The 16,337-nt window shown below is 62.8% G+C and carries 15 protein-coding genes; 7 read left to right on the forward strand and 8 right to left on the reverse strand.

Going from position 1 to position 16,337, the window contains the following annotated elements:
- Position 1: 1 nt before the first annotated feature.
- From AC5O5I_RS11940 to AC5O5I_RS11955, 4 genes are all read left to right on the forward strand, one after another.
- Positions 2-634: a response regulator transcription factor gene (locus AC5O5I_RS11940; protein WP_172231335.1), complete on the forward strand. Its 633-nt coding sequence runs from the start codon at positions 2-4 to the stop codon at positions 632-634.
- Between the two features lie 244 nt (positions 635-878).
- The gene (locus AC5O5I_RS11945; RefSeq protein ID WP_172231338.1) at positions 879-1,352 is read left to right on the forward strand and encodes a MarR family winged helix-turn-helix transcriptional regulator; all 474 of its coding nucleotides are present in this window, start codon (positions 879-881) and stop codon (positions 1,350-1,352) included.
- Between the two features lie 30 nt (positions 1,353-1,382).
- Complete coding sequence (locus tag AC5O5I_RS11950; RefSeq protein WP_172231341.1) at positions 1,383-2,576, forward strand: HlyD family secretion protein; 1,194 nt, start codon at positions 1,383-1,385, stop codon at positions 2,574-2,576.
- Positions 2,573-4,108 (forward strand): DHA2 family efflux MFS transporter permease subunit, encoded by a 1,536-nt coding sequence (locus AC5O5I_RS11955; protein WP_172231344.1) that lies wholly within the window; start codon positions 2,573-2,575, stop codon positions 4,106-4,108. The genes AC5O5I_RS11950 and AC5O5I_RS11955 overlap by 4 nt, the downstream gene beginning before the upstream one ends.
- A 380-nt stretch (positions 4,109-4,488) precedes the next feature.
- Here the strand turns inward: AC5O5I_RS11955 and AC5O5I_RS11960 are convergent, their stop codons facing one another.
- Entirely contained in the window at positions 4,489-4,644 is a 156-nt protein-coding gene (locus AC5O5I_RS11960) for a hypothetical protein (protein WP_494512799.1), read from the reverse strand.
- A 663-nt stretch (positions 4,645-5,307) separates the two neighbouring features.
- Here AC5O5I_RS11960 and AC5O5I_RS11965 point away from each other — a divergent pair.
- The gene (locus AC5O5I_RS11965) at positions 5,308-6,054 is read left to right on the forward strand and encodes an SDR family oxidoreductase (RefSeq protein WP_172221220.1); all 747 of its coding nucleotides are present in this window, start codon (positions 5,308-5,310) and stop codon (positions 6,052-6,054) included.
- 9 nt (positions 6,055-6,063) lie between these two features.
- Here the strand turns inward: AC5O5I_RS11965 and AC5O5I_RS11970 are convergent, their stop codons facing one another.
- The 4 genes from AC5O5I_RS11970 to AC5O5I_RS11985 form a co-directional block, all read right to left on the reverse strand.
- A complete protein-coding gene (locus AC5O5I_RS11970; RefSeq protein ID WP_172221223.1) occupies positions 6,064-8,130 on the reverse strand; it encodes a PAS domain-containing protein in 2,067 nt (688 codons plus the stop codon).
- A gap of 93 nt (positions 8,131-8,223) precedes the next feature.
- Positions 8,224-9,633: a GntR family transcriptional regulator MpaR gene (gene mapR / locus AC5O5I_RS11975; RefSeq protein WP_172221226.1), complete on the reverse strand. Its 1,410-nt coding sequence runs from the start codon at positions 9,631-9,633 to the stop codon at positions 8,224-8,226.
- A gap of 50 nt (positions 9,634-9,683) precedes the next feature.
- Positions 9,684-11,087 (reverse strand): cytochrome c oxidase accessory protein CcoG, encoded by a 1,404-nt coding sequence (gene ccoG / locus AC5O5I_RS11980; protein ID WP_172221229.1) that lies wholly within the window; start codon positions 11,085-11,087, stop codon positions 9,684-9,686.
- 121 nt (positions 11,088-11,208) lie between these two features.
- On the reverse strand, positions 11,209-11,448 hold the full coding sequence (locus AC5O5I_RS11985; protein ID WP_172221232.1) for a DUF3203 family protein: 240 nt from the start codon (positions 11,446-11,448) through the stop codon (positions 11,209-11,211).
- A 170-nt stretch (positions 11,449-11,618) separates the two neighbouring features.
- Here AC5O5I_RS11985 and AC5O5I_RS11990 point away from each other — a divergent pair, with 170 nt between their 5' ends.
- Complete coding sequence (locus tag AC5O5I_RS11990; RefSeq protein ID WP_172221235.1) at positions 11,619-12,137, forward strand: MgtC/SapB family protein; 519 nt, start codon at positions 11,619-11,621, stop codon at positions 12,135-12,137.
- Positions 12,138-12,669: 532 nt separating this feature from the next.
- Here AC5O5I_RS11990 and AC5O5I_RS11995 read toward each other — a convergent pair.
- From AC5O5I_RS11995 to AC5O5I_RS12005, 3 genes are all read right to left on the reverse strand, one after another.
- Complete coding sequence (locus AC5O5I_RS11995) at positions 12,670-13,569, reverse strand: hydroxymethylglutaryl-CoA lyase (protein ID WP_172221238.1); 900 nt, start codon at positions 13,567-13,569, stop codon at positions 12,670-12,672.
- Positions 13,570-13,588: 19 nt separating this feature from the next.
- Positions 13,589-13,987, reverse strand: a complete 399-nt coding sequence (locus tag AC5O5I_RS12000) for a MerR family transcriptional regulator (protein ID WP_172221241.1) — start codon at positions 13,985-13,987, stop codon at positions 13,589-13,591.
- A gap of 85 nt (positions 13,988-14,072) precedes the next feature.
- Entirely contained in the window at positions 14,073-14,951 is an 879-nt protein-coding gene (locus AC5O5I_RS12005; RefSeq protein WP_172221244.1) for a helix-turn-helix domain-containing protein, read from the reverse strand.
- Between the two features lie 172 nt (positions 14,952-15,123).
- On the opposite strand from AC5O5I_RS12005, the gene pobA reads away from it, so the two are divergent.
- Positions 15,124-16,311: a 4-hydroxybenzoate 3-monooxygenase gene (gene pobA, locus AC5O5I_RS12010; RefSeq protein ID WP_172221247.1), complete on the forward strand. Its 1,188-nt coding sequence runs from the start codon at positions 15,124-15,126 to the stop codon at positions 16,309-16,311.
- The last annotated feature ends 26 nt before the right edge of the window (positions 16,312-16,337 follow it).

The following is a 16,337-nucleotide window of genomic DNA, read 5'->3' on the forward strand; positions in this document are numbered from 1 at the left end:
AGTGGTGCAAGCGAAAGTGTATGTGGTCGATGACGACCAGGGGATGCGTGATTCGACCGTATGGTTGCTGCAGTCAGTGGGCCTGCAGGCCTTGCCGTTCGCCAGTGGGCAGGCGTTTCTCGACGCCTGTGTGGACGATGGGGCGGCCTGCGTGCTGCTGGATGTGCGCATGCCGGGGCTGGGCGGGCTGGCCGTACAGCAGGCCATGCGCGAGCGCGGCTTGGCGCTGCCGGTAATCTTTGTCAGCGGCCATGCCGATGTGCCGATCGTGGTGCGTGCGTTCAAGGCTGGCGCCTGCGACTTCATCGAGAAGCCCTACAGCGACCAGTTGTTGCTCGACAGCGTGCAGGCCGCACTGGAGTCCGCCGAGCGGGCGCGTAAGTGCGATCAGGCGCTGGCCGAGGTGCAAGCGCGCATCGACGGCCTGACGCCGCGTGAGCGTGATGTGTTCGTGCCGCTGGCCCAAGGCTTGAGCAACCGCGAGATTGCAGAGCGGTTGGGCGTCAGCGTGAAGACTGTGGACTTGTACCGGGGGCGGGTGATGAAGCGGTTGCAGGCCACCAGCCTGGCCGAGCTGGTGGGGATTGCGATTGCTTGCGGGGCGGTCGAGGCGTTGGGCCTGCGAACCGTGTAGGAGATCCCAAAAGAACTGATGCTGGGTGCACCGCGTACCTTGCGGGAGCGGGCGCGCCCGCGAAGAATCCAACGCGGTGCATGGCACCGGCTGCGCCGGTGTTCGCGGGCACGCCCGCTACCACAGGCCTCTCCAGGGCTGCGTAGGGCAAATATCATGAAATTTTGCATAGCTAGCTAATCAAGGCTTTGACATTCACTGCCTAGGCAGTAATATTTGTACACAATTACCCGAGCAGTCCCTGATGGCCCATTTCTCACCCGAAAACTTCCAGACCTGCGCCATCGGCATGTTGCTTGGCCGCGCGGCGATCCTCAAGGACCGCATCCTCGACTGGCACCTCGAATCAGAGGGCGTCACTGCCGCGCAGTTCAAGGTGCTGATCATCGTCACCCAGTATCAGGTGGACACTCCGGCCGAGCTGTGCCGCTACCTCGGCCTGGACAGCGGTTCGATGACCCGCATGCTCGACCGCCTCGAGCAGAAGGAGCTGATCGTGCGCAACCGCTGCGCCGATGACCGCCGCCAGGTGCGCCTGGCGCTCACCGCCGACGGCCAGCGCCTGGCCGACCGCCTGCCGGAAATCGGCGCTGCGGCCATGAACGAGCTGTGCGGTGTGCTGCAACCCGAGGAGCTGAAGACCCTGGAAGGCCTGCTGGCCAAGGTGCTGCTCGGCGCTGGCGACCCTTTGACGATCCGCCGCTTCGGCGACCGTTGAACCCTGTCACGAATTATTCAAGGTATTGTCATGGCCACTTCCGCAGACACTCAAAATCCCCCCGCCGCACCCGAGCCGTCGCGCAAACGCAAGGTCTGGCTGCTTGGCCTGCTGCTGCTGATCATCGTTGGCGGTGTCGGCGTCTGGGCCTGGTACAGCCTTGTTGGGCGCTGGCACCAGAGCACCGATGACGCCTACGTCAATGGCAACGTGGTGGAGATCACCCCGCTGGTCACCGGCACCGTCACCAGCATCGGCGCCGATGACGGTGACCTGGTCCATGCCGGCCAGGTGCTGTTGCAATTCGACCCGGCCGACAGCGAAGTGGCCTTGCAGTCCGCCGAAGCCAAGCTGGCCCGCAGCGTGCGCCAGGTGCGCGGGCTCTACAGCAATGTCGACTCGCTCAAGGCACAGCTGGAGACGCGCCAGGCAGAACTGCGCAAGGCACAGCAGGACTTCAATCGGCGCAAGGTGCTGGCCGACAGCGGTGCGATTGCCGCCGAAGAGCTGTCCCACGCTCGCGATGATCTGAGCGTGGCCCAGGCCGCCGTCAACAGTGCCCGCCAGCAACTGAGCACCAGCAGCGCGCTGGTCGACGACACGGTAGTGTCCTCGCACCCCGAGGTGATGGCGGCTGCCGCCGACCTGCGCCAGGCTTACCTCGACCACGCCCGCACCACCCTGGTAGCGCCGGTTACCGGCTACGTCGCCAAGCGCACCGTGCAGCTGGGCCAGCGCCTGCAGCCAGGCACTGCGACCATGGCGGTGATCCCGCTGGACCAGGTGTGGATCGACGCCAACTTCAAGGAAACCCAGCTGCGTGACATGCGCATCGGCCAGCCGGTCGAGATCAGCGCCGACCTGTACGGCAGCGAGGTCAAATACAGCGGCACGGTCGACAGCCTGGGGGCCGGCACCGGTAGCGCCTTTGCCTTGCTACCGGCGCAGAATGCCACCGGTAACTGGATCAAGATTGTCCAGCGCGTGCCGGTACGCATCCACCTCAGCCCCGACCAGCTCAAGGACCACCCGCTGCGTATCGGCTTGTCCACCGTGGTGGAAGTCGACCTGCACGACCAGAGCGGCCCGACCCTGGCCCAGCAGCCACCGCAGCAGGCCAGCTACACCACCCAGGTGTATGACCGTCAGCTGGTCGAAGCGGACAACCTGATCGCCCGGTTGATCCACGAAAACAGCGCAACCGGCAAGACGGCCCAACGATGAGCAACAATGCTGCGGCCCAGTTCACGCCACCGAGCCTGCTGCTGACCACCATCGGCCTGTCGCTGGCGACCTTCATGCAGGTGCTCGACACCACCATTGCCAACGTCGCCCTGCCGACCATTTCCGGCAACCTGGGGGTGAGTTACGAGCAGGGCACCTGGGTTATTACCTCGTTTGCTGTGAGCAACGCCATCGCCTTGCCCCTGACCGGATGGCTGAGCCGGCGGTTTGGTGAGGTGAAGCTGTTCATCTGGGCCACGCTTCTGTTCGTGGTGGCCTCGTTCCTGTGCGGCATCGCCCAGTCGATGCCTGAGCTGGTGGGCTTTCGTGTGTTGCAGGGGGTGGTTGCCGGGCCGTTGTACCCGATGACCCAGACGTTGCTCATTGCGGTGTACCCGCCCGCGAAACGGGGGATGGCCCTGGCGCTGCTGGCGATGGTCACGGTGGTGGCGCCGATTGCCGGGCCGATCCTGGGGGGCTGGATTACTGACAGTTACAGTTGGCCGTGGATCTTCTTCATCAACGTGCCGATCGGCCTGTTCGCTGCCGCTGTGGTGCGCCAGCAGATGCGCTCGCGGCCGGTGGTTACCAGTCGCCAGCCGATGGACTACATCGGGCTGCTGACGCTGATCATCGGCGTTGGCGCGCTGCAGGTGGTGCTGGACAAGGGTAACGACCTGGACTGGTTCGAGTCGTCGTTCATCATCATCGGCAGTGTGATTTCGGTGGTGTTCCTGGCGGTGTTCGTGATCTGGGAACTCACCGACCGGCACCCGGTGGTGAACCTGCGGCTGTTTGTGCACCGCAACTTCCGGGTGGGCACCATCGTGCTGGTGGGGGGCTATGCGGGGTTCTTCGGCATCAACCTGATCCTGCCGCAGTGGCTGCAGACGCAGATGGGCTATACGGCCACCTGGGCGGGTCTGGCGGTGGCGCCGATCGGCCTGCTGCCGGTGATCATGTCGCCGTTCGTGGGCAAGTATGCGCACCGGTTCGACCTGCGGGTGCTGGCGGGGCTGGCGTTTCTGGCGATCGGTGCCAGCTGCTACATGCGGGCGGGCTTTACCAGTGAGGTGGACTTCCAGCACGTGGCGTTGGTGCAGCTGTTCATGGGGATTGGTGTGGCGCTGTTCTTCATGCCGACGTTGAGCATATTGCTGTCTGACCTGCCGCCGCACCAGATTGCCGATGGCTCCGGGTTGGCAACTTTCCTGCGTACCCTGGGGGGGAGCTTTGCGGCGTCGTTGACGACCTGGATCTGGATCCGCCGGGCGGACCAGCACCATGCGTACCTGAGCGAGAACATCAGCCAGTTCGACCCGACTACGCGGCATACGCTTGAACAACTGGGTGGGGCAAGCCCGCAGAGTTATGCGCAGCTGGAGCAGATTCTCAACGGGCAGGCATACATGATGTCGACGGTGGATTACTTCACGTTGATGACTTGGGTGTTTGCGGGGTTGATATTGCTGGTGTGGTTTGCCAAGCCGCCATTTACGGCCAAGGCGGGGCCGGCTTCGGCGGGGCATTGATGGGTATGCTGCGGCTTGAAGCTTGAAGCTTGAAGCTTGAAGCTTGAAGCTTGAAGCTTGAAGCTTGAAGCTTGTGCGCCGGTTTTGATGCAGCGAACAGTCCATTTGCGATGGCGACGCTTACTCACCTTTTCGCCCTTACGGCGAGTCACTTTTTTTCTTGGAAAAAAGTAACCAAAAACCGCTCGCTCCCATCATCCGGCCCCTACGCTTCGCTTCGGGGTCCCCTCACTCCGGCCTTACTCCCGGGAGGACCGCGCTGCAGGCCCCATCCTGGGGCCCAGCGCTTGACGGGCATCCTTGCCCGTCACCTCCCTCCGCAAGGCCTGCGTTCGGCCTCCTGAAGTCGCGAAGATCAAGATCAAGATCAAGATCAAGATCTACAGCAACAGCAACAGCAACAGCAACAGCAACAGCAACAGCAACAGCTCCTGCTCCTGCTCTTGCTTTGCTTCTAAGCGCGCGATAGTCCCGGCGACACAGGTTGCGACTTCAGGAGGCCGAGCGCAGGGCTTGCGGAGGGAGGTGACGGGCATGGATGCCCGTCAAGCGCTGGGCCCCAGGATGGGGCCTGCAGCGCGGTCCTCCCGGGAGCAAGCCCGGAGCGAGGGAACCCCGAAGCGCAGCGTAGGGGCCGGATGATGGGAGCGGGCGGTTTTTGGTTACTTTTTTCCAAGAAAAAAAGTGACCCGCCGTAAGGGCGGAAAGGTGAATCAGCGCCACCCTCGCTAATGAATGTCTACTTGATATGAATGCCCATGGCTTGAAGCTTGAAGCTTGAAGCTTATGCGCCGGTTTAGATATGGCGAACAGTCCATTTGCGATGGCGACGCTTACTCACCTTTTCGCCCTTACGGCGAGTCACTTTTTTTCTTGGAAAAAAGTAACCAAAAACCGCTCGCTCCCATCATCCGGCCCCTACGCTTCGCTTCGGGGTCCCCTCACTCCGGCCTTGCTCCCGGGAGGACCGCGCTGCAGGCCCCATCCTGGGGCCCAGCGCTTGACGGGCATCCTTGCCCGTCACCTCCCTCCGCAAGGCCTGCGCTCGGCCTCCTGAAGTCGCGACGATCAAGATCAAGATCAAGATCAAGATCAAGATCAAGATCAAGATCTATAGCAACAGCGCTGATCTTGGTCATTCCACTGTGCAGATTTTTCGCCTATTGTCGAGTTTCCCTTCCCGAACAACTGGCACATTCATGCAGAAAGTCATCGTCATCACCGGCGGTAGCCGGGGCATTGGCGCCGCCACAGCGCTGCTGGCTGCCCGTCAGGGCTACCGCATCTGCATCAACTACCACGCCGACGAACAGGCAGCCGAAGATATCCTCGGCCAGGTCCGCGCTCTGGGCGCCCAGGCTATCGCCGTGCGCGCCGACGCCAGCGTTGAAGACGAGATTGTCCAGCTGTTCCGGCGCGTCGACGAGGAGCTCGGCCCGGTCACTGCACTGGTCAACAATGCCGGCACCATTGGCCAGCAGAGCCGCGTCGAGGACATGTCCGAGTTCCGCCTGCTAAAGGTCATGAAGACCAATGTCGTCGGCCCCATGCTCTGCACCAAGCACGCCCTGCTGCGCATGGCGCGCCGGCATGGCGGGCAAGGCGGGGCCATTGTCAACGTGTCGTCGATGGCCGCGCGCCTGGGCTCGCCCAACGAATATGTCGACTATGCCGCCTCCAAGGGCGCGCTCGATACCTTCACCATCGGCTTGGCCAAGGAAGTGGCAGGCGAGGGCATTCGCGTGAATGGTGTACGGCCGGGCTATATCCACACCGGTTTCCATGCGCTGTCCGGCGACCCCGACCGGGTCAGCAAGCTGGAAGCCGGTCTGCCCATGGGACGTGGCGGGCATCCCGAGGAAGTGGCCGAGGCCATCCTGTGGCTGCTCTCCGACAAGGCGTCCTACTCCACCGGCACCTTCATCGACCTCAGCGGCGGGCGCTGAACGCCCCCGTCAACTTTCGATCAGTTCCCGTACCCGCTCGGCCAGCACTTCCAGTTCGAACGGCTTGGTCAGCACCAGCGTACCCTGCAGCAACTGGCCGTCACTGAGCGCCGCGCTTTCGTCGTAACCGGTGATGAACAGCACCTTCAGATCGGGATAGCGCTCACGGCAACGCTCGGCCACCTGCCGGCCATTCAGGCCGCCGGGCAGGCCGATATCACTCAGTAGCAGGTCTGGCCGCTCAGCGTTTTGCAGGTGGGCGAGGGCGGCGGGGCCGTTTTCGAACGCGTCGACCCGATAGCCCAGCTCCTCCAGCACTTCGCAGACCACCAGGCGCAGCGCGGACTGGTCCTCGACCAGCAGAATGCGTTGCTCTGTCGACGCGCTTCTTGCCAAAGGTGTACGGCGCGGTCTGGGGGCCGGCGCCTGCGGTTGCGTGTGGTGGCGGGGCAGCAGCAGTTCGATGCGCGTGCCCTCACCCAGCACCGACAGCACCCGCAGTTGTCCGCCTGACTGCCGCACGAAGCCGTAGGCCATGGATAACCCCAGACCGGTGCCTTGGCCCGCCGGTTTGGTGGTGAAGAACGGCTCGACGGCGCGCTCGGCCACCTCTGCCGACATGCCTTTGCCATCGTCGATGATACTCAGCCGCAGATACCCGCCGGCTGGCAGTTCCAGTGCCTGGGCCTGATTGGGGTCGAGCAGCAGGTTGTCGCCGATGATATCGATCGCACCGCCTGCGGGCATGGCATCGCGGGCATTGATGCATAGGTTGAGCAGGGCGCTTTCCAGTTGTGGCGGGTCGATGAACGTTGGCCACAACTGGCTGGCGAACTGGCTGCTCAGGGTAATTGCCGGGCCGATGGTGCGGCGTAGCAGCTCCTCCATGCCGGTTACCAGCGTGGCCACTTGCGTGGAGCAAGGTTGCAGGGTCTGCTGGCGAGAAAAGGCCAGCAGCCTGTGCACCAGCGAAGAAGCCCGCTGCGCCGAACCGCTGGACAGCTCCAGCAACGGTTCCAGGGCGTCAAAGCGCGACTGCTCAAGGCGTTGGCGCATCAGCTCCTGGGCGCCCAGGATGCCGCCGAGCAAATTGTTGAAGTCATGGGCGATACCCCCACTGAGCTGGCCCACGGCTTCCATTTTCTGCGCTTGGCGCAAGGCTTCCTCCGCCTTGGCCAGGCGTTCTTGCTCCCGCACCCGCTCGCTGATGTCATAGGCAAACAGGTAGGCACCCTGGATTTCACCTTCGGCGTTACGCAGGGCGTTGAAGCGCAGCTCGTAATGGCGTTGTGCGGCTACCTGACCAAAGCGGCCGATTTCGGTGAACTGCTCGCCCGCCAGGGCGCGCTGCCACATTGGTAAAATTGGGGTCTGGCCATCGCTGCCATCGTCGATCAGCGTCGGGACGTAATCGCCGACCTCCGGTGCTTGCCCATACAGCAACCGAAAGTCGTGTTTCGCCTGGCTGTTGACCGCCAGCCAGCGCATGTCGTTACCGACCACATGCACGTTGACGACGCTGTGGTCGATCAGCTCTGCAAACAGTCGGCGCTCCGCCAGTGCGATATTCACCCGCTGTTCAAGCTCTTCGTTCAGGCGCTGCAAGGCCTGTTCCGCCCGCCGTCGTTCGGTGACGTCCTTGAACAGCACCGCCACCTGGCGCCTTTCGGCCGGCTCCACGCGGAAAGTGGTAACGGACAGTACATGGCCGGTGGCCACCAGTTCCTGCTCGAATTGCAAGGGTTCGCCCGTGCGCAGCACCGCGCCATAGCGTGCCACCCAGCCATCCGCTTCGTCGGGCACCATTTCGCGCAGCTTCTGCCCGACCACGTTGGCGATGCCGGCGTGTTTGGCGTACGCCGCATTGGCCAGCACGTGCACATAGTCACTGAGCGGCCCGTGCGGGCCGTCGAAAAACTCGATGATGCAGAAACCTTCGTCCATGGTGTCGAACAGCGAACGGTAGAGGTTCTGATCATGGCCTTGAAGGCTCGCAACCTGTGCCTCCAGTAGCGCGTTCTGCCGCTGCAGGGCTTCGACTTGTTGATGCAGGGAAAGCAGGTCGCGGGATGACATGCCGAGGTCCGAAGCAGGAGAAGGCAAAGACTTTAACCTGTTCGCCTGTAGGCGGATACCCGGTCGGCATGCTGCCCATTGGGTGGTTAGGCATCAGAACGAGCGGATGATCCGCCCCAGGGTTTCCATGGCCCTTTCGGCGCCGTCATGCCAAGGGCTGCCGTAGTTCAGGCGGATACAGTTGCCGAAGCGCCGGGTGGGCGAAAAGATCGGCCCGGGGGCGATGCTGATGCCTTGGGCCAAGGCCATGTGAAACAGTTTCAGGGCGTCCATCTGCTCGGGCAGTTCCAGCCACAGGAAGTAGCCCCCGGACGGTTGGCTTACCCGTGTCTGAGCCGGGAAGTAGCGGGCGATGGCGGCCAGCATGTTGGCCTGCTGGCCCTCCAGGGCATAGCGCAGCTTGCGCAGGTGCCGGTCGTATCCGCCGTGCTGCAGGTAGTCGGCAATGGCCGCCTGCGCCGGCATCGAAGCGCAAAGCGACGTCATCAGCTTGAGCCGCTCGATCTTCTGCGCAAAGCGCCCGGCCGCGACCCAGCCGATCCGGTAGCCGGGTGCCAGGCTTTTGGCGAACGAACCACAGTGCATGACCAGGCCCTGGGTGTCGAAGGCCTTGGCGGGTTTGGGTGCCTGCTGCGAGTAGTACAACTCGGCATACACATCGTCCTCGATCAAGGGCACCTGATGGCGCGCAAGCATTTCTACCAGGGCCTGCTTCTTCGCCTCCGGCATGCTTGCGCCTACCGGGTTCTGGAAATTGGTCATGCACCACACGGCCTTGACCGGGTGTTTTTCCAGGGTCTGCGCCAGTACACCCAGGTCCATGCCTTCGCGCGGGTGCACGGGGATTTCCACTGCTTTGAGCTTGAGCCGCTCCAGCACCTGCAGGCAGGCATAAAAGGCCGGGGCTTCGATGGCCACCAGATCGCCGGGCTCGGTTACCGCCTGCAGGCACAGGTTCAATGCTTCCAGCGCGCCGTTCGTGATCAGCAGCTCTTCCATTGGCAGCATCAGCCCGCCCACCATGTAGCGCAGGGCAATCTGCCGGCGCAATTGCGGGTTGCCGGGCGACAGGTCGGTCACCACCATGCGCGGGTCCATGCTGCGGCTGGCGCTGGCCAGCGAGCGCGACAGACGTTGCAGCGGGAACAGTTCGGGGCTGGGGAAGGCCGAGCCGAACGGTATGGTGTTGGGGTCCTTGATCGAATCCAGGATCGAGAACACCAGCGCGCTGACGTCGACGTCGGTGGACTCGCTGACCGGCTGCAGCGCCTGTGGCTCGCTGAACTGGCGTGGGGCGTGGGTGTTGACGAAGTAACCCGAGCGCGGCCGGGCACGAATGAGCCCGCGCCGTTCCAGCAGGTAATAGGCCTGGAACACGGTGGACGGGCTGACCCCGTGGGTCTGGCTGGCATAGCGCACCGAAGGCACGCGCTGGCCGGGGCCCAGCACCCCGGAGCGGATCAGTTCGGCGATGTCGTCGGCGAAGCGTTCGTAACGTTTCATTCTGGCCTTCTGTCGAAGCCTGGCAGGCAAGGTGGTGTCAGTGTAAGGGATCAGCGGTTGATCGGTGCGACGAAGCGGCTCTCGGCCACGCTGCGCACAGCAGGGTTGTCACGTTCGCTGATTTCAAAATTCAGGGTCTGCGAACTGCTGGTCGGGCGCTCGGCGAGCATCGCCACCGATACTGGCAGTTCACTCATTTCACCGGCAGGGATCACCAGGGTGCTGTTGCCCTGCAAGGTGAAGCCGTCGGCGTCCAGCAAGCGCAGTGCATAGTGCTGTGTGCGCTCGGTCTTGTTGATGACTTTCAGCAGGTAGATGTTTTCGATCTGGCCCAGGGCGTTCTCGCGGAACAGGCCGCGGTCCTTGATAACGTCCAGCGACACCATCGGGCGCAACTGCAGGGCCAGCACCAGCGCACCGATCATCAGCACCAGTGCGGCGGCGTACCCGAGCAGGCGCGGGCGCAGCCAGTGGGTGGTGCCGCCCTGCAGGCTGTGTTCTGACTTGTAGCCGATCAGCCCGCGCGGGTAACCCATCTTGTCCATCACCCCGTCACAGGCGTCGATGCACGCGGCGCAACCGATGCAGGCCATCTGCAGGCCATCGCGAATATCGATACCGGTGGGGCATACCTGCACGCACAGGGTGCAGTCGGTGCAGTCGCCCAGGCCTTGGGCGCGTGCGTCGCTGCCTTTCTTGCGCGGGCCTCGGGTTTCACCGCGACGCGGGTCGTAGGCCACCGCGAGGGTGTCCTTGTCGAACATCACGCTCTGGAAACGGGCATAAGGACACATGTGCAGGCACACCGCTTCGCGCAGCAGGCCGGCATTGATGTAGGTGGCGGCGGTGAAGAACAGCACCCAGAACAGCGCCACGCCGCCCAGTTGCAACGTGAACAGCTCCGCCGCCAGTGGCCGGATAGGGGTGAAGTAGCCGACGAAGGTCAGCCCGGTAACTACGCCGATGGCCAGCCACAGGCTGTGCTTGAGCGTGCGGCGGGCGAATTTGCCCGGGGTCCAGGGCGCGGCGGCCAGCTTGATGCGCTGGTTGCGGTCACCCTCGATGAGTTTCTCGCACCACATGAACAGCCAGGTCCAGGTGCTTTGCGGGCAGCTGTAGCCGCACCACACGCGGCCGGCATACACGGTGATGGCAAACAGGCCGAAGGCACAGATGATCAGCAGTGCCGACAGCAGGATGAAGTCCTGGGGCCAGAAGGTGGCGCCGAAGATGTGAAATTTGCTGTTCTCCAAATCCCACAGCACGGCCTGGCGGCCATCCCAGTTCAGCCAGGCGGTGCCGAAAAACAGCACAAACAGCACACCGGCGAAGCCGATGCGCAGGTTGCGGTACAGCCCGGTGAAGCTGCGGGTGTGGATGCCGCTGTCGTAGCGTCGCGTCCGGGGACTGGCTGGGGCAGTGGTGATCTCTGTGAAAGGGACTCTATCGCTCATGGTTCTGTGCTCATCAGGCCTCGATCAGGCATGAGCACTATGGCCCTGAAGCTGTTATCAGCACAGGTTCAGATTTTACGATAAAAACCATATCAGTTGCTGGGGTGCGCCCCGCCAGGCCTCAGATTACCGAGCCTGGCGTACTGGCCTTCAGATGCCTGCGGCTATCCACCGCACCCGCCACGGTAAGTGCATCGGCCTCGGCTTCGGTAATGGGCACGCGCTGGCCTGCGAGCAGGGCTACCGACATGCGCAACTGCTCGTCGGTGACGATTTCGATGTCCGGGCCGTCGCCCTCGATACGCACGTCTTCGCCAACCAGCGTGCAGCGGCGGGTGGTTTCGTCGACTTCAACAGGCATGGTGTGGTCCTCCTGGGGTTGTTACAGGGTGGACCACGGGGCAGAGGCAGATGCTGCATCGGCAGGCTGAGCGGCACTTTATGAAAGGCGCAGTGGTCCACAGTTGCAGATGGCAGGCCCGGTCCTTTCGCGGTCCTGGCAATTCAATGCTCAGCGTGGGAGCGGCCGCAATGGAGCTGATCTGGCAAACGATCCAGGCCGAATTCGCCGATATCACCGACTGGCGCGAGGTGACCCAGATTTCCGTAAGGCTGCTGATGGCGGCCGTGCTGGGTGCAGTCCTGGGCTTCGAACGCGAACACAAGGGCAAGTCCGCCGGGGTGCGCACGCACATGCTGGTCTCGCTGGGCGCGGCGCTGTTCGTGCTGGCACCGAGCATGGCCGGGGCTGATGAGCAGGCGCTGAGCCGGGTGATCCAGGGCATCGTCGCCGGTATCGGCTTCCTGGGTGCGGGCACTATCCTCAAGGGTAACGGCCAGGACACCAGCCACGTGAAAGGCCTGACCACGGCCGCGGGGCTATGGATGACCGCCGCAATCGGTACGGCTGCCGGCATGGGGCGCGAAGCCACGGCGCTGATCAGCACGGTGCTGGCCCTGCTGGTGCTGGGCACGATGCCGATGCTGGTAGACAAGGTAGAAGGGCAGAACGAGGAAAAGCAGAAGGAGGAAGAGGACGGGAAGCACTGAGGGGAGCCTAAGCTCCCCTCAAAGCGTTGCTGCCTGCTCTTTTTTTATTATTGGGACGGGCCTTTTATTGTTTTTGTAAGCCTGTCCTGGTGTTGCGAGCGACCCCCATGCGGGGTCAAGAGCAAACGTATTTTTTTGAGCGCTGACCTGCCTTCATCATTGCTGATCCGAACCTGGCTGCTGCTACCTTGTGGTAGTTTTATTGTTCTGTGCCAGACCGCGGGGCGTACCCCTGAAAAGCGTGTCGACTCCAAAAAGATCTGCTTGCTACGCCTCTGCCGTGTTGTTCTTGTTATGTCAGAGCCGTTACCTGTTGTTTTTATTGGGTATCGCATTTTTGTTGTTCTTGTACCAAAGATATAGCAGGGTGCGTGCCAACTTTTGAAAAGCCTTTAAAATCAATGGCTTAACGATTTTGCGCAAAATCCCGTCGCCTGAAATTCTGTCGATTTGTTTCCCTGTTACCCGATTTTCTACTGTGAAGCGTGGGGGCGGTAACACTCCACCCACGCACATGTGACAGCCGTATGACTTATTGTGCGCTGCGCGCCCGTGCCACCCGCGACCCGTTGTCGCGGCCCAACACGCTGCTGATCCGCCGCCCGGCGGCGATCAACCGATCAAGGTCGATGCCGGTTTCAATACCCAGCCCCTGCAGCAGGTACACCACATCTTCAGTGGCGATATTGCCGGTAGCGCCTTTGGCGTACGGGCAGCCACCGAGCCCAGCCACCGAGCTGTCGAACACGCTGATGCCTTCGAGCAGGCTGGCATAGACGTTGGCCAGGGCCTGGCCGTAGGTGTCGTGGAAGTGCCCGGCCAGCTGTGCCCGTGGTACTTGTGCCGACACCACCTCGAACAGCCGCCGGGTATCGCCGGCGGTGCCGCTGCCGATGGTGTCGCCCAGCGACACCTCGTAGCAGCCCATGTCGTGCAGGGCGCGGGCTACCGGGGCGACCTGTTCGGCACTGACCTTGCCTTCATAGGGGCAGCCGAGCACGCAGGACACATAGCCGCGTACACGCACGCCATGGTTGCGCGCGGCTTCCATGATCGGCTCGAAGCGCTTGAGGCTTTCGCTGATCGAGCAGTTGATGTTGCGCTGCGAGAACGCTTCGGAGGCGGCGGCGAACACGGCCACTTCCTTGACGCCCGCGGCCAGGGCGTCCTCGAAGCCGCGCAGGTTTGGCGCCAGAGCCGCATAAGTGACCCCCGGGCGCTGCTGGATGCTGGCGAATACCTCGGCAGAACCGGCCATTTGCGGCACCCACTTGGGCGAGACGAAACTGCCCACTTCGATGTAGGCCAGGCCCGCCTCGGTGAGGTCGTCCACCAGTCGCACCTTATCGGCGACGCTGATGGGCTGGGCTTCGTTCTGCAGGCCGTCGCGGGGGCCTACTTCGACCAGACGGACTTCTTTGGGCAAGTGCATGGCGGGTTTCCTGTGGCGTTCAGCGGTGGTCTTTGTTGTTCAGGGTGGCGGCCAGGGCCTGTTCGCAGCGCTCCTGGGCGGTGTCCAGTTCCAGTTGCATCTGGTGGATGTCGAGCATCTGCTGTTCCAGCTGGGCGCGGCGCTCGGCGATTTTCAGCAGCATGCTGTTGAGCTGTTTGAGGTTGCCACTGGTGGGGTCGTACAGCTCGATCAGTTCGCGGCACTCGGCGAGTGAGAAACCGATGCGTTTGCCGCGCAGGATGAGCTTCAGGCTGACTTTGTCGCGCGCCGAATAGATGCGTTCCAGGCCGCGGCGCTCCGGGCTGAGCAGGCCCTGTTCCTCGTAGAAACGAATGGCACGGGTGGTGATGTCAAGCTCGCGGGACAGGTCGGAGATGCTGTAGGTCTGGGTGCTCATGCTCGGGCTCTGCGTGGGGTATGGCGGTATCCTGAGGGTAGGTTGACGTTTACGTCAAGCAGGAGCCGGCACAGGCAGGCACTGATCAGTCCGGCTGCACCGCCCGCCGATAGCCATTGGGTGTCTGCCCACTCAACCGCTTGAACCACCGCGCGAAATACGTCGGGTCGGTGAACCCCAGGCTATCCGACAACTGCCCGATGCTCATGCGCGTGTACACCAGGTTCCGCCGCGCCTCCAGCAACAAGCGCTGGTGCACGACCTGCAGCGCTGTCTGCCCACTCAACGCCCGACACAGCTGATTCAGTTGCAGGCTTGGAACATTAAGCCGCGCGGCAAAATCCTCCACCGACAAATGTTCCCGGTAATGCGCCTCGACCAGGCGCAGGTATTGCCCGAGCAACTGGCGGTCACGTTCATCACGGTTGCGCGGCGCCTGGCCCAGTTGCTGGCGGCGGCTGATCCACACCATCAGCGCGGTCACCAACGCCTCGAGCAGGGCCGCCCGCGCCGGGGCGTTGCCCTGGTATTCCTGCTGCAGGGTGTCGATCAGGCTGCGCAGGTGCATACGGTCCTTGCCCAGCCGGTAACACGCCGGGTTGGCCAGCACCGTCAGTGGCGCGCCAAGGCGCTGCTCCAGGGCCGCCACCAGTGCCGGGCCGAAGGTCAGCACATGGCCCTGGATATCGGCACTGAAACGAAAGCCGTGCACGGTCATCGGCGGCACCACCTGGATGGCGGCTTCGCCAATGGCGCTGCGTAAACCTTCGATCTCCACCTGGGCCTCGCCGCGCTGCACATACAGCAGCTGGAACAGCTCGGCATGCTGGTGCGGCTTGATCTCCCAATGGTGCAGGCGGCTGCGCGCCGGGATCGACTCGCAGTGCAGCAGGTCGGTGCCCGGCCAGGCCTGATTTTCGCCGTACAACTTGAACAAGGGAACGCCGGGTAGGGTGGATTTCATGCGGGTTGGCCTGTCCGTTAATCGAACGAATTTTTTAAAAGTGCAGATTTTGCATGGAATAACACACTTCTATGGCAGTTTTTGCCAGTAAAAATGCAAGGGTAAACCCTAAAAGCAGATGCCGACCCACTGCCAGTGCGGGGCCGGCATTGTCCGAACAGAGATAACAACAATGAAAACTCAGGTTGCAATTATTGGTGCAGGTCCGTCCGGCCTGCTGCTTGGCCAACTGCTGCACAAGGCCGGCATCGACAATGTGATTGTCGAGCGCCAGACGCCAGAGTACGTGCTCGGTCGCATTCGCGCCGGGGTACTGGAGCAGGGCACCGTCGATCTGCTGCGCGAAGCTGGCGTATCCCGGCGTATGGACAGTGAAGGCCTGGTACATGAGGGCGTCGAGTTGCTGGTTGGCGGCCGCCGTCAGCGCCTGGACCTCAAGGCCCTGACCGGGGGCAAGACGGTAATGGTATACGGCCAGACCGAGGTTACCCGTGACCTGATGCAGGCCCGTGAGGCCAATGGTGCGCCGATCATCTACGCGGCCAGCAATGTCCAGCCGCATGAACTCAAGGGAGAGAAGCCCTACCTGACGTTTGAAAAAGACGGCCAGGTGCATCGGGTTGACTGCGATTACATTGCCGGGTGTGACGGCTTCCATGGTGTATCGCGGCAGAGCATTCCCGAAGGCGTGCTGCAGCAGTATGAGCGGGTCTACCCGTTTGGCTGGCTGGGCCTGCTGTCGGATACGCCGCCGGTCAACCATGAGCTGATCTACGCACACCATGAGCGCGGCTTCGCCCTGTGCAGCCAGCGGTCGCAGACGCGCAGCCGGTATTACCTGCAGGTGCCACTGGATGATCGGGTGGAGGCGTGGTCCGACGAGCGCTTCTGGGACGAACTCAAAGCCCGTCTGCCCGCCAATGTGGCCGCCGACCTGATCACCGGCCCGGCGCTTGAAAAAAGTATCGCGCCGCTGCGCAGCCTGGTGGTCGAACCGATGCAGTACGGCCACCTGTTCCTGGTCGGTGACGCCGCCCACATCGTCCCGCCAACCGGGGCCAAGGGCTTGAACCTGGCTGCGTCGGACGTCAACTACCTGTACCGGATCCTGGTCAAGGTGTACCGCGAAGGGCGCACCGACCTGCTGCAGCAGTACTCGCCGCTGGCCTTGCGCCGGGTATGGAAAGGCGAGCGTTTCAGCTGGTTCATGACCCAGCTGCTGCATGACTTCGGTAACCACAAGGACGCCTGGGACCAGAAGATGCAGGAGGCTGACCGCGAGTACTTCCTGACATCGCCGGCGGGGCTGGTGAACATTGCCGAGAACTATGTGGGGCTGCCGTACGAAGATGTGGTCTGACCGAAAGTTGCGGAAATTTCAACGCA

It is taken from the genome of Pseudomonas sp. 9_2_1 (assembly GCF_059295275.1).

What these genes read in the sequence shown, in the direction of transcription:
- AC5O5I_RS12005 (WP_172221244.1), bottom strand. Translation starts at nt 14,951, where the DNA reads ATGAAATCCACCCTACCCGGCGTTCCCTTGTTCAAGTTGTACGGCGAA.
- AC5O5I_RS11985 (WP_172221232.1), bottom strand. Translation starts at nt 11,448, where the DNA reads ATGCCTGTTGAAGTCGACGAAACCACCCGCCGCTGCACGCTGGTTGGC.
- AC5O5I_RS11970 (WP_172221223.1), bottom strand. Translation starts at nt 8,130, where the DNA reads ATGTCATCCCGCGACCTGCTTTCCCTGCATCAACAAGTCGAAGCCCTG.
- AC5O5I_RS11990 (WP_172221235.1), top strand. Translation starts at nt 11,619, where the DNA reads ATGGAGCTGATCTGGCAAACGATCCAGGCCGAATTCGCCGATATCACC.
- mapR (WP_172221226.1), bottom strand. Translation starts at nt 9,633, where the DNA reads ATGAAACGTTACGAACGCTTCGCCGACGACATCGCCGAACTGATCCGC.
- AC5O5I_RS12000 (WP_172221241.1), bottom strand. Translation starts at nt 13,987, where the DNA reads ATGAGCACCCAGACCTACAGCATCTCCGACCTGTCCCGCGAGCTTGAC.
- AC5O5I_RS11945 (WP_172231338.1), top strand. Translation starts at nt 879, where the DNA reads ATGGCCCATTTCTCACCCGAAAACTTCCAGACCTGCGCCATCGGCATG.
- AC5O5I_RS11955 (WP_172231344.1), top strand. Translation starts at nt 2,573, where the DNA reads ATGAGCAACAATGCTGCGGCCCAGTTCACGCCACCGAGCCTGCTGCTG.
- AC5O5I_RS11965 (WP_172221220.1), top strand. Translation starts at nt 5,308, where the DNA reads ATGCAGAAAGTCATCGTCATCACCGGCGGTAGCCGGGGCATTGGCGCC.
- AC5O5I_RS11950 (WP_172231341.1), top strand. Translation starts at nt 1,383, where the DNA reads ATGGCCACTTCCGCAGACACTCAAAATCCCCCCGCCGCACCCGAGCCG.
- AC5O5I_RS11995 (WP_172221238.1), bottom strand. Translation starts at nt 13,569, where the DNA reads ATGCACTTGCCCAAAGAAGTCCGTCTGGTCGAAGTAGGCCCCCGCGAC.
- pobA (WP_172221247.1), top strand. Translation starts at nt 15,124, where the DNA reads ATGAAAACTCAGGTTGCAATTATTGGTGCAGGTCCGTCCGGCCTGCTG.
- ccoG (WP_172221229.1), bottom strand. Translation starts at nt 11,087, where the DNA reads ATGAGCGATAGAGTCCCTTTCACAGAGATCACCACTGCCCCAGCCAGT.
- AC5O5I_RS11960 (WP_494512799.1), bottom strand. Translation starts at nt 4,644, where the DNA reads ATGCCCGTCACCTCCCTCCGCAAGCCCTGCGCTCGGCCTCCTGAAGTC.